The following is a 23,070-nucleotide window of genomic DNA, read 5'->3' as shown; positions in this document are numbered from 1 at the left end:
TTTCCTATTCTGTTGTTATGCTTTTACTGTTCTTGTACTGAAATATTTTCGTACTTGCATTGCCCCCATAACAAAGGCAAAGATTGAGAATCCTATGACCATGTACATTTCGAAATCATTTTGTACTTGGTCAAGGAAAATACATAGAACAAGACCAATCGCTATTACGAAAAATCCTATTCCAAAGAATAATGTACTTTTAGAAGATGATGATTTCTCCAATTTCTTTTCTATTTTTTTGTTCTTAACGGTGGATAGCTTTGGTAACACTTTTGCATTAAAGAACCATAAATACGCTCCATATATGACTGCCATAATCACGATCCACCATACTGGATGCAGTTTCAAAAAATATCCAGCAATTGCTGCTATAGATACTGCATTGATCTCGTTGTTTTTTAGTAGCGTAACAAACTTCTCATCTTTCTCATTCAACTGATAATATATATCTTGTTTCTTAAGATGTAAAAGTCGTCTATTTCGTTTATCATGAAAAGCTTCTACGTTCCATCCGTTTACCATAATGTGTACTTCCTTTTCTTTTTATAAATCTAGAGCAAGTCTTAAATCTACGATTGTATCTTTCGCAATCGAAGTCAAGTGTTTTGTCAATTCTTCCATCTTCATACTTTGGCAGCTAGATAATGCCTCCATTAAAAATGGCATATTCACTCCTGTAAAACATTGTATTTTATGTGCACCTTTTAATTCATCAATTGCCAACGCTGTCATATTGAATGGAGATCCTGCAAAGATATCCACGAAAATCATGACACCATCTCCATCATCCAAACTTTCTACTTTTTCACAGATTTTTTCTTTTAATTCTTCTGGATTTTCCGTTGGATATAGTCCAATTGTTTCTACATCGTTTGACATACTTCCAAAAAACATGGCAGAGCTTTCCTTCAAGGCATCTGCTAATGGCCCATGTGTTACTATCATTAACTTGATCATATAAATATCTCCTTTTTTTAAATATGGAGAAACCTTTACTTTAGGTTTCTCCATTGTTGTTTACTAACCTAACAGTCCAATTGCTCCACCGATAAATCCGATGATAAATAATGCAATTAATACAGTTGTTATTTTTTTACCTTTTACTTGCAACCAATATGCAAATAATGTAACTGACAATGGTACTAAACAAGGGAAGATTTTGTTCATAATTTCTCCGAGTTTCAAGGTACCTGTTTTCATTGTTATTTCTAATACGGCATTGATGCTAACGTATTTTACAATCATTGCGCCAAGACAGAATAAACCGACAATACCGAGGAACGTTGTAATTTTCTTAACGAATCCACTTTCTAGGAATTTATCGATAGAATCCATACCTAATTGGTAACCGCGCATAAACATAAAGTATGTAACTGCAAAATCTAGTAAGGTAACTCCAAGACCATATACCCATGCACCCCATACATATCCTTGCATTGCCCAACCAAGGGTAACACTTAGAATGATAGGTTTTACAAGTCCTGCCCAAACCGTATCACCGATTCCTGCTAAAGGACCCATTAACGCTGTTTTAATTTCTGTGATGATAGAAGCATCCATATCGCCACTTTCATCATTCGCAAGACCTTCTTCCAATGCTACTACGATACCTGGAAGTACTGCTCCCCAACGTGGTTCTGTGTTGAAATACAACATGTGACGTTGTAAACCTTCAATCATTTTTTCTTGATTATTTGGATATAATTTTTCAAATAACGGACCCATGATAGAGGCAAGTGATCCTGCCTGTAAACGCTGGTAGTTATACGTCATATGTGATGTCATGTGCCAGAAGAAGGCTGTTTTCTGGACATCTCTTTTAGTTAGTGCTCTTTTATTTTCTGCCATACTATTCAGCTCCTTCACTTTCTTCTGTTTCTTTATTGAATCCTAATTTGATTAAGATGAATGCCAAACATACACCGATTAATGCATATAGCAATAAATCTGTCATTCCAGAGTAAGCTGCGATACCAAATCCAAGTACGAAGAATGGTAATAATGTTTTCTTGTACATAAATTTCATAAGCATTGACATACCTAATGCAGGTAACAATTTACCAACTGCAGCAAGTCCACTCATTGCCCATGTAGGGATAGAGTTGATCAATGTTTGAATATATTCACTACCATATAATGCAATTAAGAATACTGGAATAGCACGTAAGCATAGTACGATTGCTGGACCACCTAAGAACTGAATTCTACGTATTCCTCTCCAGTTCCCTTTGGCAGCCAGAGCATCCATTCGTACTGGCCAAATAGAAGCCACTGTCATGTACGCAACATGTACGTAGTTACCTAATAATCCAATTGGAACAGCAAATGCTACGGAAGTCTCTATGGACATACCTGCTTTGATTGCTACGAATGTTCCTAATAGACCAGCCCAATATAAGTCAGAAGCATTTGCTCCACCAGCTGAAATCCATCCTAAGTATGAAACGTTGATTGTTGCCCCAATAATTGTCCCCTGAACAGGATCTCCATAGATTAAACCTACCCAGAAACCTGCCATAACTGGTTCTCTAAAGAAATACCAGTGGTAAGGTCCTTGAATACCGTTTACAAATGCAAGCAGACCCATTAATAGTGCTTGTACCATATTTTATTTTCCTCCTTATATGTACAAATCTTTGTTTAAATCATTCTTTTTCCCTTTACATTTTGTTCTTTCTACACCACTCACTTTCTTATTTATATGTGTAGCTTCTAGAATTTTGAAACTACATCTTTAAACGGATATGGGTTGTCTTCTGGAATAGGTTGCATGAAGACTTCAACACCGCCATCGTGCATAACCTTTAGTTCTTCCATTTCCGCTTTTGACATAACTACATTTTTATAAATGTTTTTCTTGTCGCCGCTTCCTTCGATTCCACCTACTTGTAAAGCTGGGAATTTGATTCCTGCATTCCATGCAGTAAGTGCTTGCGTCGTGTTCTTAAATAGGATTAGTAAATTACGTTTTGGGAATTTACCTTCTGCCCATTTAGCCGCAGCTTCTTCGATAGAATCTACTTCTACTTTTACACCTGAAGGTGCTGCCCCTAATAAGATTTTCTTTAAGATCGGACTTTTTGAAGAACGATCATCGATAACAACGATGTCTTCAATGTTGTACTTTGCTACCCAACGAGTCATTACTTGACCGTGAATGAGACGAAAGTCAATTCTTGTAAGCTTTAAATTTTCCATATTATGATCTCCTTTTTCGCTTTGCATCAGCGAGTGTATGTTACACGTCTATCTGCGTGTACTTACTTATATGATTTAGCAATATCTACAAAGCGTTGTGCTCTTCTTGTCAACTCTTCATAGTTCCCTGCATCTCGACATTTTTTATCTACTAATTGTGAACTAATACCAGCTCCACTGAATCCTAAATCTAAATATTCCTTAAAGGTTTCTTCACTTACACCTACCGTTGCGATATATTTCACATGATGGATGGGAGCGTATACGTCTTTACAGTATTTAATACCAAGGGTTCCTGCAGGAAACAATTTGATGAAGTCCGCTCCCGCTTTATCTGCTGCACATATTTCTGAAGGTGTGATACATCCTGGCATGGATACCAATCCAAGTGCTTTTGTCTCTGCCACAATTTCTGGATCAAAGTTTGGAGATACGATGAATTTCGCACCAGCATCTTTCGCATTTTGAACCTGTTCTTTTGTAAGTACAGTTCCTACACCCAACATCAAATCGCCTTTGAACTCGGCATCTAATGCTTGAATGTTTTCTTTTACGCTTTCACAAGTATTTGGATCTGCAGGATCATACGTTATTTCAAAACAACGAATGCCTCCTTTATATAATGCTTTTGCCAACTTCATTAAATCTTCTCCTAGGATACCTCTAGTGATAACTACAATTTTTTCGTTTTCAATTGTCTGAATTACTTGTTCTTTATTCATATGTGTTTTCCCTACGCTTTCTATTCATTCTATAATCCATTGATAATTTCATTTGGTCGCTTCCCACTTGCAACCAAGTACACATCTTCCATGACTTTACGATTCATATGAGACATGCAAGTACGATTGTAAATTGCCGAATGTGGTGTGATGGTAACATTTTCCATCTTTAGTAATCTTGAATTCACATCCATTGGTTCATACCCTGCGACATCAGCGCCATATCCTGCTAACTGTCCTTGTTCTAATGCGTCCGCAAGTGCTTCTTCATCTACCAGACCACCTCGCCCTGTATTGATCAAAATGGCATGTTTGGAAACATGTTGTAATGTTTCCGCATTGATAAGATGTTTACTATTTTCATTTAGATTTGCATGTAGACTTATAAAGTCGGAAGTCTGTAATAACGTTATGAGGTCACAAAGTTCAACACCCAGAAGATCTGCATCTTCCTTACTCAAATAAGGATCATATGCAAGTATTCTATTATGGAATCCATATTTCATAATTTGTGCCATACGTTTTCCTATGTGTCCACAACCTATAATTCCTGTTACACCATCCCGCAACTGATATCCCATGATTTCTTGGCGGTTGATGTTCCACTGCCCAATGTGTACTTTTTGATCCGCACGTACAATATTCTTTGATACTGCCATTAATAATGCTGCTGCTTGTTCTGCGACTGCATCTTCTTCTACTACATGTGGAATCACTGTTACAAATACACCATGACGCCTTGCACTTTCCAAATCAATGTTGTTGTAACCAATTCCATGTCTTGCGATGAGTTTTACATCTTTTTGTAATGAGAAGAATGTTTCGTCAAATTGAGGATAGTTGCCTAATAATATATAGGAGTAACCATCCAACCTTTCAGCGAGTGTAGCCCCATCCATATCCGCTGGAAGTAAGAATTTATCAACCTTACCAACTTTTGATTCGAGTTCTTCTATATACTCTGGGAACTCTCGGCCAAAGCTCGTAATATTGATGACTGCTATTTTCTCCATTTCATCCCTCCAAAATAAGTGTCTCGTGTAAACATATGTAAGCCCTATCACTCGTTACACTTATCATCTTAATGAAAACGCTTTCTATGTCAAACTGACACAAATACCTCTTGTGTGTCACACTGCAAAATAATAGAAAGCCCTTGTTTTAAGGGTTTTATTCATCTTCTATAAATTTTTTGCTTCTTCGTAATTTCTAATAAGATTTAAAAATATGGATGTGTGTTATAAAAAAAACACATTTCACAACGATTCGTGTCATCAATGTGTTATGTATTTAATTTTTTTGACACTATAATATTTGATATTTTCTACATATTTCTAATTTCTTCGAGTATAGCATGTATTTTCATAATTTTACCTTGGTAAATATTGGTAAGTTATTATCCTTGAATTTGTTCTTTTCTTATGTTTTTTATTCTATAACAAAAAAAGGAGAACATTTGCGTTTTCCTTTTTAGTCTATTTATTAAATGTTGTTCATTGTCTTATGTTCACCACATAAGGTCTCAAAATCTTTTGTGAATGCTTCCACTGCCGCAGTAACAGCATCCATGCGAATCAACCCATCGATAACATCTGGCGCAATGGTGCAAGCTCCTGCACCATAGGTAGCAAGTTCTAATACTTGTTGAGAGTTCTTAAAGCTCGCTGCCAACAAATCACATTTCAAACCTGACTTTGTCAATACATCATGAATATCTTTTGCGACTTTGACACCATCATACCCCATATTATCGATACGATTTACATATGGTGCCACATAATGTGCACCTGCTTTCGCTGCCAGGAACCCTTGCATTTGATTATATATCGCAGTACCTGTAATATTCGCGCCTTCTTTAGATAATATTTTCATAGCCTTCAAGCCCTGAGGTATTACAGGAATTTTAATATATGTATTCTTTCCTAATACTTCTTGAATATGATGTGCTTCTTCTACCATATCCTCTGCTTTACTTGAAATAACTTGTACATGAAGCTGAGCATCATCCCCTATAAACTCACGTATTTCCTTTAGCACATCATAGGGAGGTTTACCTCCTGCTTTTAAAATCGTTGGATTACAAGTTACTCCATCGATTGGATATATATCGTATAAACGTTTGATTTGATTTATATCCGCATGATCAATTAAAATTTTCATATTCTATTTCCTTCCTAACTTATTTACTTATAAGATGCTTCATAGATTGCTTTGCAATCTTCATCGGATAATGCTACACGATCATTCGCAAATAATCTACTCATCGCAGATTTTGCATTTTTCACAAAGGTATCAAATTCTTCGCGTTTAATACCATAATCCGACATTTTCAAATCGTCTACATAACATGCTTTTTGTAATTGATCCAATACCTCTATGAAATCCATAGGATCACTAGCATCACTTTTCCCCATAGCTTGTGCCATTTTAATAAATCGTTCATCACACACATGTTGTTGAATGAAATGGGTAAAGTATGCCTTGCTTATCATAAGCAAACCAGCTCCATGTGGCAACTCTTGGTGATATGCGGACAACGCATGCTCTAAAGAGTGTTCACTGGTAGTGGATCCCACAACCATAACGATACCCGACAATGTGTTCGCAAAAGCAATATTCTCTCTTGCTTCCATATTCTTTCCTTCATGGACTGCAGCTGGTAAGTATTTTGCTACCTTTTCAATTGCAGTAAGTGCATACATATCACTTAATAGATTTGCTTTGTTGGAAATGTATCCTTCCAAACTATGAAACAAAGCATCAAATCCTTGAAATGCAGTAAACTTTGGTGGAACGCTACACATTAAGGAGGGATCAACGATAGATAACACAGGAAAGTTTAATGGGTGGATGAATCCAGCTTTTTCATAGGTTTCTTCATTGGTAATTACTGCACCCATATCAATTTCAGAGCCTGTTCCTGCAGTCGTAGAAATTGCAATTAGTGGAAGCGGATCATGTTGTAGTGGCATTCCTTTGCCGGTGCCATTCCCTATATAATCCCAAAGATCACCTTCATTTGTTGCCATCGCGCAGATTGCTTTACCTGCATCCATAACGCTTCCTCCACCTAGTGCCACTACAAATTCGCTACGATGTTCTCTTGCGAAGGCTGCGCCTTCCATAACGGTTGACTTTAATGGGTTAGCCTGTATTTTATCGAAGATATCATATGTAACTTCTGCTTTATCTAATTCCATCATAAGACGATCTAGATACCCGTTAACTCTAGTGGATTTTCCATTCGTGATAAGGATCAATGCATGTTTTCCTGGCATCTTCTGTTCATGAAGTTGTGACAGAGTACCCTCACCAAATAACAAGTTTGTTGGTATATGCATTTTAAAACTCATGTTTCTACCTCCTATTTACCTTTCTATTATAATACGAAAGCGCAAGGATTACCTTACGCAGTTTCATTAAACGATACGATTTACAGATTCATTATTTAAAAATGCTTGTAAATTGTCTTGTGCACAATTCATAATACGACTTCTTGCTTCTTTCGTAGCCCAAGAAATATGTGGTGTGATAATGCAATTATCACAAGACAATAATGGATTATCAAAAGCTACTGGTTCAGTGTACATTACATCAAGTGCTGCCGCATAAATAACGCCATCACGCAATGCCTGTGCCAAATCTTCTTCATGGATTAATCGACCTCTCGCATTATTGATTAAGATAGCATTTTTCTTCATGAGTGCAAATGTATTCTTATTCATCATTTGTTCATTATCCTTTGTAAGTGGACAATGAAGCGCAACTACATCACTACTTGCGAGTAATTCTTCAAGCGATAATGAAGTGTATCCTGGAACACATTCTGGTTTTACGTACGCATCATAATACACAACGTTCATTCCTAATGCACGAGCAATATTTCCAGTTGCCTGACCAATTCTACCAAAACCAACAATACCCATTGTTTTTCCTGCCAACTCAATTAGCGGGTAATCCCAAAAACACCAGTCCTCACTATTTGACCAACGTTGTTTTTTTACTTCATCATTGTGATGACCAACGCGATTACACACTTCCAACAACATTGCGATTGCATATTGTGAAACAGTATCTGTTCCATACCCTGGCACATTGGTACATGCGATTCCTTTGGCTTTTGCTGCCTCTACATCAACAACATCATACCCCGTCGCAAGAACACCAATGTATCTTAACGCAGGACAAGCTTCCATTACTTCCTTTGTAATTCTAGTCTTATTGATAATGATGCATTGTGCATTTCCTATACGATCAATAACATCTTCATCCTTTGTACGATCATAATAGGTCACTTTTCCAATCTTTTCAAATCCTTCCCAAGTAAGATCTCCTGGGTTTTCGCAATACCCATCTAATATAACGATTTCCATAACAACCTCCTAGTCGTAAATTCCACTCATGATACGAATGATTTCCTCAACATCATCACTCTCGCGCATAAGACGTTGTCTCTTCTCTTCAAACTCAGCTAAATGATTACATTTTTCAATTACATCATCAATATGCTTCGCAGGAAATTTCACTGCACCATTTTCATCCATATGAATAATTTCTCCAGGTGTTACCTGCATTCCAAATACTTCAACACCTGTATTTACAGATTGCACTGCCCATTTTCCATGACCTGCAGTAACTCCGCTCAACATATATTGCATTCCTAAAGGACGAATTTCATCCACATCACGAGATGGTCCATCGCTAATAACACCCACCACTCCAACAGAGCGTAAAGCTGTCATCGTATTTCCACCTAATAAACCATTGCGACATTTCACTTCTTCTGGAAAATCCTGTTTTAACACAAGAACAACGGGTTTATCCATTTCCGCAACTGCACGCAATACATCTGCAAATTTTAAACATTCAAAGTTAGGGTCTGGCATTCCATAAGTACATGTTACTGCATATCCTACGGTTCTGCCAAGCTCTGGATACATAACTTTTGCTTTTTCATCGGTATACCATTGCCCACGCCAAGGGTGATATAATCCTAAACAGTAATCCTTTTCAGGATAGGTTGCCACTACATTGGTAATGGATGGTGTATCAAATTTCTTAAGTTCCTCTAATCGTTCATCTTTTTTCATTTTTTTCTCCTCCTATAGTCCGTTCACAATTTCCAAAGGACGTTGTCCATCTTCTACTAGATAGATATCATCCATAACTTTTAAATCCATATTTCTAAGACAAATTTCATTATATACTCCAACATGTGGTGTAAATACTGCATATTCACATTCCAACAATGGGTGATCATCCAGCATTGGTTCTTCTACCATAACATCAGCACCAAATCCAGCTAAATGACGTTTACGTAGTGCACATGCCAAAGCATTCTCATCAATGAATTTCCCACGTGCTGTGTTGATTAAGATAGCTTCTGGTTTCATGAGTTTTAAGGTTTGTTCATTGATTAAATTATGTGCCTCTTCTGTATAATTTGCATGGATAGATATAAAATCAGATTCTTTTAGAAGTTCTTCCAAAGATACTTTTTCGATATTATAAGAATCTGCTTGTTCCTGTGTTAAGAAAGGATCATAGGCAAGGATGCGATTACGGAAACCAAACTTCATAATCTCTGCAAAGCGACTTCCAATATTTCCATACCCGATAATACCTGTCGTCTTATTGGACATTTGATATCCCATAACACGTTCTCTTCGTATAGACCATTCTTTGTTATGTACCATCCAATTTCCTTGATCAATGCGTTTCGCAACTGTCCCTAATAAACACACAGCTTGTTCCGCAACGGCATCACGTTCGATGATGCCAAGTTCTTTACAAACAAACACATTATGATTACGTGCAGCCTCTAAATCGATGTGATTATATCCAATTCCATGACGTGTAATCAAGCGTACATCTTTTTGGTGCTCAAAGAATTCTTCTGTAATCGGAGGAGTTGTTCCCAAGATAATGTATTGGTATCCTTGTAGCATATTTGCTAACTCAATACTATCGATGTGTTCATCCACTTTAAAACGATCTACTTTTCCTATTTTCATTTCTAATTCTGTAACATGCTCTGGATAGCGTTTCGCAAAACTGTTTACATTTACAACGGCAATTTTACTCATACTTTTTATTCCTTCCCTTCAAAGTAATCAACTATGTTTTGTGCTGCAATTCTTGACATATTATTTATAGAACCAATAGAAGAAGCTGCGATATGTGGAGTAACAACTACATTTTCACTCTGCATTAACTTTTCATCGATGTTAGGTTCTTGGTAATGTACATCACTACCAAATCCATAAATCTGATTCTTTTCAATTGCTTCATATAAGGCTTCTTGATCAATAAGTTTTGCTCTTGCAGTATTGATTAATACTGCATCATCCTTCATCTTAGCAAAGGTCTCTTTTGTGATAAGTGGTGTAAATTCTGGTAATGCAGGCATATGTAAGGTAATGAAATCTGCTTGTTCGAATATTTCATCAATACTTGCCTTTTGAATTCCATATTCCTCTACAAAAGCATCATCGTAAAATTTATCGAATGCTAATATTTTACAATCAAAGCCATGTACTCTTCGAGCTACACTCTTACCAATAGCACCAAGTCCAAGAATCCCAACCGTACTTTGATACAAATCTTTTCCCATTGGTTTCTTCCATTCACCATTATGAATATATCGATCACAACGTGTAATATTATGACAAACAGATAACATCAAACCAACTGCATGATCCGCAACAGAATTGGTATTTGCATTTGCCGCAATCTTCAACTCTATCCCTTTTTCTTTCAGATATTCACAATCTACTTTATCCAAGCCAACACCATAACGAGATACAATCTTTAATTTATCTGCACAATCAATAACCTTTTGACTAAATACATCTGTGCCTAAAATGACTGCGTCAACTCCTTGGATATATTCCATCATTTCTTCTTCTGTTAATAATCTACCTTTGGGATTGGGAATAATTTCAAACCCTTTATCTTTTAAGATATGAAGCGCTTCATCACTACATGAAGCAAAAGATTTTGATGTTACTAGTACCTTCATATTATTTTCCTCCTGTACATGCGGCTAAAAGTTCTTCCCCTTCTTTTTTATAGAAGTCTTTTAAGATACGCAAGTCAGTTCCTAAAGCAAAGTGTTTTACACCCATTGCTAAATAATAATCAGCTTCTTTTGCAGTCTTTATTTCTACACGAACACTTACACCATGTTTGATTGCAGTTTCAATCACTTTCTTTTCTACTTCTTTTACATATGCTTCTTGATTTTTACGATCTACACCACAGTTCATTGAGAAATCTGCTCCTCCAAACTGGATAAAATCTACACCAGGTACGGAACAAATTGCATCAATGTTTTCTACAGCCGCGACTTTTTCAATCATAAAACCTTTGACTGTTTTGTTTACATCCGCAGCATATTCCATTTGAGAAGATAAATCTGCATTGCGAATCCAACGACGATTTACAAATCCCATTTTCCCACCTAATTGAGGAGTTGCAGGAGTAATAGAGCGAATCGTTTCTTCTACTTCCTCTGCAGTGGTATGGTCAGTAAATAAAATCCCTTGAAAACCTGCTGCCATAGCCTTTTGAGAAACATACGTGCGATTGTAATAATCAGCTTTGATAATCATTCCAATATTATGCAACTCTGCAGCTCGGCACATATTTTCCATATCGTACTGATCAAAAGGAGCATACTCCCCTAAAAACTCAACATAATCATAAGCGCCAGCACAACCTACCACTTCTTCGATTAGTGGCCAAGTTGCATTCACTCGTGTTGCGATTACAAATTCCTTGTTGTCTAAAGCTTCTCTAATTGTGTTTTTCATTTCATTTATCCTCTTTCTTTCGTATCAAGATTCCAACAAGATGACAGGATATGTGCAACACCATCTTCATTATTGGTGTACTCACTGATCATATCTGCATACTGTTTTACCTGTTCATCTGCATTTTTCATTGCGACTCCAATGCCACAATGTTGAAGCATTTCGATATCATTATAGGAATCTCCTATAACCAAGACTTGATCTAGTGTATCTTGGAAAGATTCTACATACTCTTGGATTCCTACAACCTTAGAGACACGTTCATCCACATACTCATAAATATCAGGTTCACTTTGTATACCACGCACTCCAACAATATGAACCTTCTCAATCAGCGTATTGATTTTTTCCCTATTCGCTGGATCAAAGAGCAACATGACTCTTGGAGTTTGTGTATAATCGCTACAATAGTTTGGATGAAATACTACATCGATTTGATTGATCTTTAAAATATTGGATACCCGCTTTGTTACTTTTTGTGCATAGAATAGACCTGGATTATGAAAGCAAACATTCACATCTTCTTCTCCTTCAAAAGCTTTTAGGACCTTTTCTATCACCGTCTTATCCAACATATACTTTCTTTCTAGCTTTTGTTGTGCTGGAATATAAAGATCTACACCGTTATTTGCAACGATAACATCTATGTAATCTAATAAACCCTTTGCCTTAAGAAGTGGTAACAAGGAACTTAACGCACGACCTGTCGCAATACCAAATGGGATATGATACATCGTACGAAATCTTTTGATCGTTTCGATCACTGTAGGAGGGAGTTTTTTATCATCTTGTAATAAAGTTCCATCCAAATCAACGAAGACGTATTTTATTTGCTTAATATCCATTATTTTTTCCCCGCACAACCTATCAATGCTATATAATGCATGATTTTATCTTTAAAACCCTCAGCCAATAATGGATACATATCATATACAGCATTTCCACTTAAATCGCGATTTGTTAAATTCTCAATTGCAGCGCGTTTTAAATCGTTCGACAAGTTAATCTTGTTGATACCTTCTCGTGCACAACGTGCTAAGTTTTCATCTCCTGTACCACTTCCTCCATGTAACACCAATGGAATATTTAATGCATCACGGAGTTCATGTAGTAAATCAAAACGAATATTTGGAGTTCCTTTGTATACTCCATGTGCTGTTCCAATCGCAACTGCAAGTGCATCTACACCTGTTCTTTCTACAAATTCTTTTGCTTCTTTTACTTGTGTAAGTGCTTGTGAACCATCAATTACATATTGTTCACCAAAACCAACATGACCTAATTCTGCCTCTACATTTACACCAAGTGCATGAGCGATACGTACCATTTCTTTGACCTGAGCAATATTGTCTTCATATTCACAAAGTGATCGATCAATCATAATACTCGTACATCCTGCACGTAATCCTAACATGCATTCTTCAAACGTCTTTCCATGATCTAAGTTCCACACAACTGGAACACTTGCATTACTAGCCATGGCTATCACACTTTGTCCAAATGCTACAATATCTGGATTGGCAATAGGCGTTGTGTTTAAAATGAGAGGAGATTTCATCTCCTCTGCTGCCTCTATGGCAGCGCGAAGATTATGTTCATTGTCGATATTCGTAGCTGGTACTGCATAACCTTCTTTCTTTGCATTTGTTAAAACATCTTGAAGTGTAACTAACATTTTCTTTTCCCTAAGCGATTCTTCATCGTCCTTTCTGATTTAGTCGTAACGAATCATGACACGATATGTATTAGGCTCACATGCTTTTTCAAATGCCTTCATACCGTCTTCAAATGTATAAGTTTCATCAATTACTTCATCCATATTAATCATTTGATAACGTATCAAACGTGTTGCTCGTTCATTATCATCAATATTTGGATTTAATGTTCCAATCAATTCAATTTCCTTACTATGGATAAGACCAAAATCTACTCCAATCTTATCTTTGCTATCTTGTGAACTATAGGCAATCAATCGCCCATAAGGTGCTAACATATCAATGGCATCTCCCCAAACAGATGCTGTAGGAATTGTATTAATGACTACCTCGGCCCCTAAACCATTGGTTAACTCTTTCACACGTTCTACAACATTTTCTTTTGATGGATCTAAAACATAAGCAGCTCCATGTCCAATTGCTTTTCTTTTCCGCGCTTCATCCATTTCAGACACAATCACTCTTGCGCCTTTCATTTGAGCAAGCTTCAATTGAAAATAACCCATAATTCCCATACCTATAATCACAACCGTATCTCCTAATTCAATTCTGGCCTTTTCAATACTGTGAATACAACATGCAAGGGGTTCTGTTAATGCAGCATGTTCCATATTAACATCCTCAGGAAGTTTGATCACTTGCCATGCCGGTATTGCTAGATATTCACTTAAACCTCCGCCTAATATATTTCCATCTACATTTGCACGTTTAGGCATTTGCTTTTTGTTTTTACACTGTGTTCCTCTTCCACTTCGGTCGAGTTCACATTGGTTACAATATCCAGATGTGAAAATCACATGATCCCCAGGTTTTATTTCTACGACACCTTTTCCAACTGCTTCTACTACACCACTACATTCATGTCCTCCTAGAAATGGATATCCATAATTCCTTGTCCCTTTGTAAGTTCTTCGATCCACTGTGCACAATGAACAATACTTTGTTTTAAACAATACCTCGTAGTCATTTAGTACTGGCATCTGTAAATCTACAAACTCCAATTCATCTTTGTTTTTAATCAGTAGCGTCTTTGCTTTTTTCATTCCGTTTTCCTCCTCTCATTTCACAAACGCTATATCCCTATGAAACGGTTCTTACCGTTGAGATACTAATTCATATTTTTCCAGTTGTAATTCGTGTTCTGTTCATTTATAATCATATAGAAAACGGTTTCATAGTCAAATTGACAAAAACTGTTCCTGTGTGTCACACACGTGTTCGCGATGTAAGAGGGTTTTTACAAGATTTTTATAGAATTTTATATTTTTACTTCATTGTGTAACATAGAGTGTACATTTATTCTAATTGTGATAGAATAAATCTGCATAGTGTGTCATAAAAAACACATGATTTGACACCAAAATGTATATAATTTCTAAGAAGGGGCGAAGGAAATGGAAAAAACGAGGAGAGATTTAATTTTAGAATCTGTTCGCAAGTATACCAGCGAAGGCATTCTAAACAACACGTTCAACTTTGATCAGTGTAATGCGTTTGACATTGCCTTAGATCACAAGCTTGATCGATCAAATGTATCCAGAATACTGAATCAGCTTTTTAATGAATTTTTGCTTATTAAAGTAGAAGGTAGACCTACGCTTTACTTATCGAAGGAAATTATAAGTGGACAGTTTCACTTCAATAATATCCCTCAGATAATCACAAATCGCGAAAGTCTGAAAAATCTATTTGTTTTCAACACGCCTAGTGAGGAACCCGTGTTACGTAATGATCTTGATATCATTGGAAATGGATTTGAGGAATCTTTATCCTCCCTCATCGGGAAACTTTCACCAGCGATTTATTTTCATCAAAGCAATCCTTTATTGATTGCGATACAAGGGGAAAAGGGTGTTGGTAAAAAATACTTTTGTTCAAGACTATTTGATTTAGGAATCAAAACAAAACGATTCCCAAAAAAAAGTAAAATTTATACCATAGATTATCGTAGTGTTTGTGAAAACTTAGAGGGTTTTAAAGAACAAATTAGTTTACGAAGTATATCTATTATTGTGATTGAAATCTTCACAAAGTTCTCAGAAAATGATATCTACCGATTAAGGAATGATATCTTTCATATGTTTAGAAATGAAAACCGGCAGATGCCGATTCTTATGTTTCTTGTCGATAAGAGTGTCGATAATTTTGCGTACTTCTCGCAATTGACGCCTTACTTTGTACAATACCCAAACATACGCGAACGTACTGCCAAGGAAATGATTGAACTTGTCTTGACCTTTATTCAAGAAGAAGCAGATAACATCAACTTCCAAATAAAAGTTACAAGCAATGCGATTGCATCCTTTATATGTGCAGAATATACATACAATTTATTTCAATTAAGGAATGAGATTATTTACTCCATCTCTAATAACTTATATTCAGCATCTTTAAGTGGTCATGATCCTATTATTTTAACGCATGAAAATGTATCAAAAAACATCATGAAAAATAATAGTTCGTCGGATGTTTCTTTCTATGAACAAGTACAGACATCCTTATCACAACTCATTCCCGAAATCATTGATTTTTATCCAGGAAAAGAATGTGAACCATTGAAAACACTACGAAATACACAGTTAGCAAGTACGATGTTTATTACTCCTAAGCTTTCTACCATCACTGAAAAAGCAAGTGAAGACGTTGAAAATGCACGTACAAAATTATTGGATTCTTCCAGTATTGAAATGCATTCAAGACTGTACCAGGTATTGACTCCTGTATTTGCGAAAACAAAGATGAAATATGACAAGCAATTGATGAGTTTGTTGTATAAAAAAATCCAGAACATGCTGGACAATACTTTCGCTTATAATTTTTCATTGGACGATTTAAGCTATAAAGAAAGCACACAATCCATGGAGGTCTCCAATAATATCATCGCAATTATTGAGAATAAATTCCAAATACACATGCTAGATGTATATGCGAGCTATATCAGAAATTATATTTACTATGCATTGAAATCGATTCGCTATGATAGTATTACAACACTGATTATTGCGCATGGAGAACGACTTGCGGAGAACTATGCCCAACATTTAAATAGGGTAATTCAAAATCGTTCTTTCTTCTCCTTTGATTATAATCTCTACTATCAACAGCACGATATAAAAGAATTCAATGAAAAAATTTATAAGCTGATGAACTATATTGATTTAGGAAAAGGTGTATTATTGATTGGTGACTATGATCCTCTTACTACCTTGGATAAATCCATTGTGGCAGAAACAAATATTCCAGCATTCTCTTTATACCCACTCTCTTTACCACTCTTATATGATACAAGTGAATTGGTAAACTTAAAAACGATGCATCTTGGTATTCTGCTTACAAAAGTCATTAACAATAAACGAGAACATAAACAATTTCTAAAAGAATCAACGTATATGAGTAAATCAGAGCGTTCTAATAGTCCAATTTTAGCTAAGTTTATAAAATCATTTCCACATATCAATACCGCGAAATCAAATGAATCGTTGTATCAAGTTCTGGTAGATGTTTGTGGAACTTTAAATATTTCTGTAACGAACGATTTAATCATCTCTTTCTTATTTCATGGAAACTGTATGTTAGAGCGATGCACTACAAAACAAAAAATTCATTTTCACCTTTTAGATCAATATCTAGAAACCTATGACTATTTATTTACATGTATTAAAAATCGATTACATCAAGTACGAGACTTCTTGACCCTCTCCATAGCGGATGAAGAAATCGCAGTACTATCACAAATCTTTTATAACTACTTAGAATTCCAAACAATTGAAGAAGCGAAACACACTAACTAACACACTATTAAGAGTGTAATTTGTGTGTATGCTTGCATAAAGATAATTATCCATGTATCATATAAAAAGATTTAAAATGTACCTATGTACGGAAAGGAAATAACAAATGGTAAAGCATGTTTTATTTGTAAAAATGAAAGACAACAGTCCTGAAGCTTGTGAAAAGGTAAAAGCATTATTTCTAACAATGAAGGAACGTATTGATTTTGTTAGGGATTTACAAGTAGGAATTGATTACTTACACTCCGATCGTTCTTATGATATCGTGTTGGAACTTACAGTAGATAGCCCAGCTGATCTAGAACGTTACCAAAGCAACCCATATCACGCAGATGTAGTGAAACCATACATCCATGAAGTTAGAAGCGGTTCCGCAACTGTAGATTACGAATTTTAATATACAAAAAGCATGCTCTCTCTAAGAACATGCTTTTATATTACTATTTTTTAATAATGCTTGCGTTCCAATTTTCATTAGGCGCAACTTCTAATAAATCAGCTACTGTAGCAGCCACATTAGATAGTCCTAACTCATCTTCTTGTTTCAATGTTACATCAGCACCATAAATAATAAATGGAACTTTATTTAATGTATGAGAAGTTTTTGCTCTAATAGGTGAATCTTCTTTTTTCTGTTTTTCATACATTTCATCTGCGTTACCATGGTCTGCAGTAACAATCATAATACCATTTACTGCATCAACAGCTTTCTTAACGCGAGCCAATTGTAAGTCTACAGATTCTACACCGATGATTGTTGCTTCATAGTTCCCAGTGTGTCCAACCATATCTCCATTTGGATAGTTTGTACGAATGAAGTCATAGTTTCCTGATTCGATCGCAGCCATTAATACATCTGTAATTTCTGCAGATTTCATCCAAGGACGTTGTTCGAATGGAATTACATCAGACTTGATTTCTACATAGTCTTCTAATTTGTCATCAAATTTTTCAGAACGGTTTCCATTCCAGAAATATGTCACGTGACCAAATTTTTGAGTTTCACTAATTGCATACTCACGAATTCCATATTTACACAATTCTTCAGTTAATGTGTGTTTGATTTTTGGTGGATAAGTTAAGAAGTTATTTGGAATGTTTAAGTCTGCATCATATTGAAGCATACCTGCATACATAACCTTTGGTGTACGAACACGATCAAACTTATCAAAGTCCGCATGATCAAATGCCAAAGAAATTTCCTGTGCACGGTCCCCTCTAAAGTTGAATAGCACAACGCTATCTCCATCTTCGATTGTTCCCACTGCTTTTCCATCTTTTTCGATAACGAAACCTGGAAGATCTTGATCTACAACTCCAGTTTCATTACGGTAAGTTTCGATAGCTTCTTTTGCACTAGCAAACATTCTACCTTCACCTAATACATGGATGTGCCATCCTTTTTCAACCATAGACCAGTTTGCTTCATAACGGTCCATCGTAATATTCATACGACCACCACCACTTGCGATACATGCGTGGAAGTTATCATCGTTTAATTCTGCCATGTAGTTTTCAATATCTTCTACATAAATCAATGCGCTTGTTTCTGGTACATCACGTCCATCTAATAAGATATGAAGACGAACTTCTTTTACTCCATCTTCTTTTGCATTTTTTACCAATGCTTTTAAATGGTTAATATGAGAGTGAACATTTCCATCAGATAACAATCCCATGAAATGCATTTTTCCACCTTCACAATTTTTTACTAAACCTGTCCAAGTATCGTTTTTAAACAATTCTCCAGATTCAATATTTTCATTTACTAACATAGCTCCTTGTGAGTAAATTTGTCCACAACCTAATGCATTGTGTCCTACTTCACTATTCCCCATGTCTTCATCACTAGGAAGCCCTACAGCCAATCCATGTGCTTTGATTTCTGTGTGTGGATGATTGTTCCACAAGTTGTCTAATGTAGGTGTATATGCAGCTTTCACAGCGTTTCCAAACTGTGAATCGCTAAGTCCAACTCCGTCCATTACTACTAATACTACTGGTCTTTTACTCATAAAGGTTACCTCCTGATTTTACCTTATAAATATAACACTAATTAAGATTTTTAGAAACTGTTTTGTTCAAAATACGCGATAAAACAGTATTTCAAAAGAAAAAAGAGATTTTATCATCCCTTTTCTACTATTCTATATTTTCATAGATGTGATCATCTTTGATTCTTGTGTCTTTTGTTACTTCTTTTGTGCCTTCTTCATTTAATGTGTGCCATGCTTGTGTTTTTTTCTTTCGCCAAGGTATTAACATCTTTAATCCTTTGAAAAAAGTATCGACTATCCACACCCATAAATGTATACCTATGAAGGAAATCACAATACCTACTATGAAGTATAAAACGATATCCATATTTACCCCTTCATATAAATTGGCCAAAATTCATCAAATTTTGCGGCTTCCTCAGTTTGTTCAACATACGCAAAATAATCTTCATCGTAATTGTTCGCAACACAAAATTGTGTATAACCAGCCATAATGCCACCTTGATTGTACAATGTGAATTGTCCTTGTACAATTTTTACTTTTTTCAAATCGTTTCTTTTATAAATCCTTGGTTCACCACATCCATCTAATTCTGGAGATGTATCAACCAATACAATACTCATATCGCTCGAACGATAACCTAAAATCAAGCTACCATATAAATACGTAGTCTTTCGCGCAATTACATAATTCGATGTTTTCACATCAGATGTATATGCATATAAAATTTCATATGTATCTGCGTCTTCTACGACTTGATGAAACAAAGTATGCATCCTTTTTTTGTTCTCATTACTTTTTTCTAAATCCCATTCCTTCTTTTTTCCTATACCAAATAATCCCATAGTGTACATCCTTTCTCTTTCGTTATATAATAATTACTTTTCACACAACAAAAGTAATTATTTCAAATATATAGTATCATAACTCATAATTTACTTCAACAAAAAAAGCAATCACAACGTTCGTGATTACCCTTTCAATGTATTCAAATATGTAAGTAAGCTTTCAATTTGTAAGTCTGCAGTTTCATCAAGCACATCTAAATATATAAATGGCAACGATTTTTTAGCGGAATTATGTATTAATATTGTCGTGATAATCATATTTCCAAATGCTTTTACATTTATTTTTTCTTGAGCTACTTCACACATTACTAATAATTTCTCAAAGAAATTAATTTGCGATTCCATAAATGTTATATACTCTTCATCACGAATACGTTCTCGAACCCAAACCTCTTCTTCTTGTGTCATAACCAAGAGTCCATGATCTTTATAATTCAATACCTGATAAAGCAACTTTCTCATTTTTTCCTCTGGAGTATATTCTTTTGAATTCATCAATGTTTCCACAATTACATCAATTTTACTCCATTGAAAATCAATCACTTGAATTACAAAATCTTGTACACTATCGTAAAATGTATAGAAGAAAGGCTTCGATATTCCTACTGTTTTTAAAATATCCATCAAGCGTACATTTTTAATTCCATGTTTAGAATACAAACTTAAAGCATTCTCTAACAATTGAATTTTTAACTCTTCCCGTTGTTCTTTTGAGTAAGATTTTAATGGCATAACACACACTTCCTTTTTTGAATTTAGCTTTTCACATTATATCACGCTTCTTCTTTTTGTTGTGCATATATTAGTACCTTTTATCATTTTACTTGCATAAGCATCTAGAAAGGCGTAAGATTGAATTGAAAATGATAATCATTATCATACGGAGGAAATTAAATGAAAGATAACAAAAAGCTAACGAATGAAGTTGGAGCCCCAGTTGGCGACAACATGAACTCACAAACAGCTGGTAAACGTGGTCCTATGATGTTACAAGATCATTGGTTCATGGAAAAACTAGCGCACTTTGATCGTGAAGTAATTCCAGAAAGAAGAATGCATGCAAAAGGTAGTGGTGCATTTGGAGATTTTACAGTAACAAACACAGAAATCACAAAATATACAAGAGCAAAACTATTCCAAGAAGTTGGCAAGAAAACTCCTGTCTTTGTTCGTTTCTCTACGGTTGCTGGAGAACGTGGAGCTGCAGATGCAGAACGTGATATTCGTGGTTTCGCAATGAAGTTTTATACAGAAGAAGGAAATTGGGATTTAGTTGGTAATAATACACCTGTATTCTTTTTACGAGATCCTAAAAATTTCCCAGACTTAAACCATGCCGTAAAACGTGATCCAAAAACAAATATGCGTAGTGCTAAAAATAATTGGGATTTTTGGACATGCTTACCAGAAGCATTTCATCAAATCACCATCACTATGAGTGATCGTGGTATTCCAGCGAGCTATCGTCATATGCATGGATTTGGAAGTCATGCGTATAGCTTCCTAGATCAAGATAATAAACGTATTTGGTGTAAATTTCACTTTAAAACTCAACAAGGAATTAAGAACCTTACAGATATGGAAGCAGAAGAATTGGTTGGAAAAGATCGTGAAAGTCATCAACGTGATTTATTTGATGCGATTGAACGCAAAGATTTTCCAAAATGGACAATGGCTGTACAATTAATGAGCGAAGAAACTGCTGAGAAAATGCCTTTCAACCCATTTGATTTAACAAAGACATGGTCACAGAAAGACTTCCCATTGATTGAAGTTGGTGTATTAGAATTAAATCGTAATCCAGAAAACTATTTTGCTGATGTTGAACAAGCCGCATTCTCACCTTCTCATTTAGTTCCAGGTATTTCATTGTCGCCAGATCGTATGTTACAAGGAAGATTGTTTGCTTATGGAGATGCTCAACGCTATCGTTTAGGAGTTAATCATAACTCTATACCTGTAAACGCTCCTAAGTGCCCTGTTCACTCATTCCATCGTGATGGTGCTATGCGAGTGGATGGAAACTATGGCGCAACAACAGGATACTCACCAAACTCTTATGGAGAATGGGAAGATGATCACAATGTAAAAGAACCAGCATTTGAGGTTGTTGGACATGCGTATGAATATGATTTCGCTGAAGATGATAGTGATTACTTCTCACAAGCAGCAGCTTTATTCCATATTATGAAAGATGATCAAAAAGAAGTATTATTTGGCAATACTGGACGTGCAATGGGAGATGCCCCACTACATATTAAACTTCGCCATGTAATGCATTGCTACAAGTGCGATGAAGCCTATGGAGAGGGTGTTCGTAATGCCCTTGGAATTTCTATGGACGATTACAAATCTTATTTAGAAAATGAAGGCAAAGATCTAGTTTAAGCCCAAAACTGAGTAAAAACATGTGCATTTCCTCTCTTTGTAGAATTGATTCAAATCATGAAATATGATACGATTACAACTAATAAAGAGAGGAATGTACAACTATGACAAAACGTGGACAACTCATTTACGAATATTTTATAAACCATCCAAATGCGCATCCTACAGCAGAAGAAATCTATACTTATCTAAAAACATTAGATGATAAGGTTGGTATCGCAACTGTATATCGCAATTTAAAAAGCTTGGTAAAAATGAATCATCTTCGTGAAATCAGTGTTGAAAAACAAGGTGTACGTTATGATTTAATTGATTATGAACACTATCATTTTATATGCGAAACCTGTGGAACTATTCAAAACTTTTCTTTAGACACACTAAAAAATATAAATAAAGAAGTGGAAGAAACAACCCAGGGTGTCATCCTTAGTAAGGACATGATTTTTCGCGGAATATGCAAAGAGTGCAAATCAATAAAAAAGATGTCCTGAAGGACATTCCGAAAGATTAAATTTCGCCTGTAGATATAGTATACTATCTATAGGTGATTTTTTTGATTAAAGACTCTTCTGTTTTCGCTAAAAAAGAACTTGCTT

At 35.5% G+C, this 23,070-nt stretch carries 25 protein-coding genes; 4 read left to right on the top strand and 21 right to left on the bottom strand.

What is annotated here, in order from left to right; all coding sequences use genetic code 11:
• Positions 1–15: 15 nt before the first annotated feature.
• The 17 genes from ACWG42_RS01805 to ACWG42_RS01725 all read right to left on the bottom strand — a co-directional run bounded on the left by ACWG42_RS01805 (position 16) and on the right by ACWG42_RS01725 (position 14,492).
• Positions 16–522, bottom strand: coding sequence for a hypothetical protein (locus ACWG42_RS01805; RefSeq protein WP_455789788.1), 507 nt, complete (start codon positions 520–522; stop codon positions 16–18).
• Between the two features lie 21 nt (positions 523–543).
• The gene (locus ACWG42_RS01800; RefSeq protein WP_455789787.1) at positions 544–957 is read right to left on the bottom strand and encodes a PTS sugar transporter subunit IIA; all 414 of its coding nucleotides are present in this window, start codon (positions 955–957) and stop codon (positions 544–546) included.
• A gap of 63 nt (positions 958–1,020) precedes the next feature.
• Positions 1,021–1,848, bottom strand: coding sequence for a PTS system mannose/fructose/sorbose family transporter subunit IID (locus tag ACWG42_RS01795; RefSeq protein ID WP_455789786.1), 828 nt, complete (start codon positions 1,846–1,848; stop codon positions 1,021–1,023).
• A gap of 1 nt (position 1,849) precedes the next feature.
• Positions 1,850–2,605, bottom strand: a complete 756-nt coding sequence (locus tag ACWG42_RS01790) for a PTS mannose/fructose/sorbose/N-acetylgalactosamine transporter subunit IIC (protein ID WP_455789785.1) — start codon at positions 2,603–2,605, stop codon at positions 1,850–1,852.
• 107 nt (positions 2,606–2,712) lie between these two features.
• Positions 2,713–3,198 carry a PTS system mannose/fructose/N-acetylgalactosamine-transporter subunit IIB gene (locus tag ACWG42_RS01785; RefSeq protein ID WP_455789784.1) on the bottom strand — a complete coding sequence of 162 codons (486 nt, stop codon included), beginning with the start codon at positions 3,196–3,198 and terminating at the stop codon, positions 2,713–2,715.
• Between the two features lie 62 nt (positions 3,199–3,260).
• Complete coding sequence (locus ACWG42_RS01780) at positions 3,261–3,920, bottom strand: bifunctional 4-hydroxy-2-oxoglutarate aldolase/2-dehydro-3-deoxy-phosphogluconate aldolase (protein WP_455789783.1); 660 nt, start codon at positions 3,918–3,920, stop codon at positions 3,261–3,263.
• A gap of 29 nt (positions 3,921–3,949) precedes the next feature.
• Complete coding sequence (locus ACWG42_RS01775) at positions 3,950–4,933, bottom strand: NAD(P)-dependent oxidoreductase (RefSeq protein WP_455789782.1); 984 nt, start codon at positions 4,931–4,933, stop codon at positions 3,950–3,952.
• Positions 4,934–5,402: 469 nt separating this feature from the next.
• Positions 5,403–6,080 carry a fructose-6-phosphate aldolase gene (locus tag ACWG42_RS01770; protein ID WP_455789781.1) on the bottom strand — a complete coding sequence of 226 codons (678 nt, stop codon included), beginning with the start codon at positions 6,078–6,080 and terminating at the stop codon, positions 5,403–5,405.
• A 23-nt stretch (positions 6,081–6,103) separates the two neighbouring features.
• Positions 6,104–7,273: an iron-containing alcohol dehydrogenase gene (locus tag ACWG42_RS01765; protein ID WP_455789780.1), complete on the bottom strand. Its 1,170-nt coding sequence runs from the start codon at positions 7,271–7,273 to the stop codon at positions 6,104–6,106.
• A gap of 66 nt (positions 7,274–7,339) precedes the next feature.
• On the bottom strand, positions 7,340–8,293 hold the full coding sequence (locus ACWG42_RS01760) for a D-2-hydroxyacid dehydrogenase (RefSeq protein ID WP_455789779.1): 954 nt from the start codon (positions 8,291–8,293) through the stop codon (positions 7,340–7,342).
• A gap of 9 nt (positions 8,294–8,302) precedes the next feature.
• Positions 8,303–9,010 carry an RraA family protein gene (locus ACWG42_RS01755; RefSeq protein WP_455789778.1) on the bottom strand — a complete coding sequence of 236 codons (708 nt, stop codon included), beginning with the start codon at positions 9,008–9,010 and terminating at the stop codon, positions 8,303–8,305.
• A 12-nt stretch (positions 9,011–9,022) separates the two neighbouring features.
• On the bottom strand, positions 9,023–10,006 hold the full coding sequence (locus tag ACWG42_RS01750; protein WP_455789777.1) for an NAD(P)-dependent oxidoreductase: 984 nt from the start codon (positions 10,004–10,006) through the stop codon (positions 9,023–9,025).
• Between the two features lie 5 nt (positions 10,007–10,011).
• The gene (locus tag ACWG42_RS01745; RefSeq protein ID WP_455789776.1) at positions 10,012–10,941 is read right to left on the bottom strand and encodes a phosphoglycerate dehydrogenase; all 930 of its coding nucleotides are present in this window, start codon (positions 10,939–10,941) and stop codon (positions 10,012–10,014) included.
• 1 nt (position 10,942) lies between these two features.
• Complete coding sequence (locus ACWG42_RS01740; RefSeq protein WP_455789775.1) at positions 10,943–11,734, bottom strand: HpcH/HpaI aldolase family protein; 792 nt, start codon at positions 11,732–11,734, stop codon at positions 10,943–10,945.
• 5 nt (positions 11,735–11,739) lie between these two features.
• Positions 11,740–12,579 carry an HAD family hydrolase gene (locus tag ACWG42_RS01735; RefSeq protein ID WP_455789774.1) on the bottom strand — a complete coding sequence of 280 codons (840 nt, stop codon included), beginning with the start codon at positions 12,577–12,579 and terminating at the stop codon, positions 11,740–11,742.
• Positions 12,579–13,409, bottom strand: coding sequence for a class II fructose-bisphosphate aldolase (locus ACWG42_RS01730; protein WP_455789773.1), 831 nt, complete (start codon positions 13,407–13,409; stop codon positions 12,579–12,581). The genes ACWG42_RS01735 and ACWG42_RS01730 overlap by 1 nt, the downstream gene beginning before the upstream one ends.
• A gap of 39 nt (positions 13,410–13,448) precedes the next feature.
• The gene (locus ACWG42_RS01725) at positions 13,449–14,492 is read right to left on the bottom strand and encodes a zinc-dependent alcohol dehydrogenase (protein ID WP_455789772.1); all 1,044 of its coding nucleotides are present in this window, start codon (positions 14,490–14,492) and stop codon (positions 13,449–13,451) included.
• A gap of 351 nt (positions 14,493–14,843) precedes the next feature.
• Between ACWG42_RS01725 and ACWG42_RS01720 the strand changes: the two genes are divergently transcribed.
• The gene (locus ACWG42_RS01720) at positions 14,844–17,240 is read left to right on the top strand and encodes a PRD domain-containing protein (protein ID WP_455789771.1); all 2,397 of its coding nucleotides are present in this window, start codon (positions 14,844–14,846) and stop codon (positions 17,238–17,240) included.
• A gap of 106 nt (positions 17,241–17,346) precedes the next feature.
• The gene (locus ACWG42_RS01715) at positions 17,347–17,637 is read left to right on the top strand and encodes a Dabb family protein (protein WP_455789770.1); all 291 of its coding nucleotides are present in this window, start codon (positions 17,347–17,349) and stop codon (positions 17,635–17,637) included.
• Positions 17,638–17,680: 43 nt separating this feature from the next.
• On the opposite strand, the gene gpmI is transcribed toward ACWG42_RS01715, so the two are convergent.
• The 4 genes from gpmI to ACWG42_RS01695 all read right to left on the bottom strand — a co-directional run bounded on the left by gpmI (position 17,681) and on the right by ACWG42_RS01695 (position 20,818).
• Positions 17,681–19,255: a 2,3-bisphosphoglycerate-independent phosphoglycerate mutase gene (gpmI, locus tag ACWG42_RS01710; RefSeq protein ID WP_455789769.1), complete on the bottom strand. Its 1,575-nt coding sequence runs from the start codon at positions 19,253–19,255 to the stop codon at positions 17,681–17,683.
• Positions 19,256–19,382: 127 nt separating this feature from the next.
• Positions 19,383–19,604: a hypothetical protein gene (locus tag ACWG42_RS01705; protein ID WP_455789768.1), complete on the bottom strand. Its 222-nt coding sequence runs from the start codon at positions 19,602–19,604 to the stop codon at positions 19,383–19,385.
• Positions 19,605–19,606: 2 nt separating this feature from the next.
• Positions 19,607–20,083 carry a hypothetical protein gene (locus tag ACWG42_RS01700; protein ID WP_455789767.1) on the bottom strand — a complete coding sequence of 159 codons (477 nt, stop codon included), beginning with the start codon at positions 20,081–20,083 and terminating at the stop codon, positions 19,607–19,609.
• A gap of 126 nt (positions 20,084–20,209) precedes the next feature.
• On the bottom strand, positions 20,210–20,818 hold the full coding sequence (locus ACWG42_RS01695; RefSeq protein WP_455789766.1) for a TetR/AcrR family transcriptional regulator: 609 nt from the start codon (positions 20,816–20,818) through the stop codon (positions 20,210–20,212).
• 162 nt (positions 20,819–20,980) lie between these two features.
• On the opposite strand from ACWG42_RS01695, the gene ACWG42_RS01690 reads away from it, so the two are divergent.
• Positions 20,981–22,474 carry a catalase gene (locus tag ACWG42_RS01690; protein WP_455789765.1) on the top strand — a complete coding sequence of 498 codons (1,494 nt, stop codon included), beginning with the start codon at positions 20,981–20,983 and terminating at the stop codon, positions 22,472–22,474.
• Positions 22,475–22,578: 104 nt separating this feature from the next.
• Positions 22,579–22,965: a Fur family transcriptional regulator gene (locus ACWG42_RS01685; RefSeq protein ID WP_455789764.1), complete on the top strand. Its 387-nt coding sequence runs from the start codon at positions 22,579–22,581 to the stop codon at positions 22,963–22,965.
• Positions 22,966–23,070 lie beyond the last annotated feature (105 nt).

This window comes from Amedibacillus sp. YH-ame10 (assembly GCF_053848885.1).
Note: the sequence above shows the minus strand (reverse complement) of the source record. Positions and strands in the feature narration are given on the sequence as shown.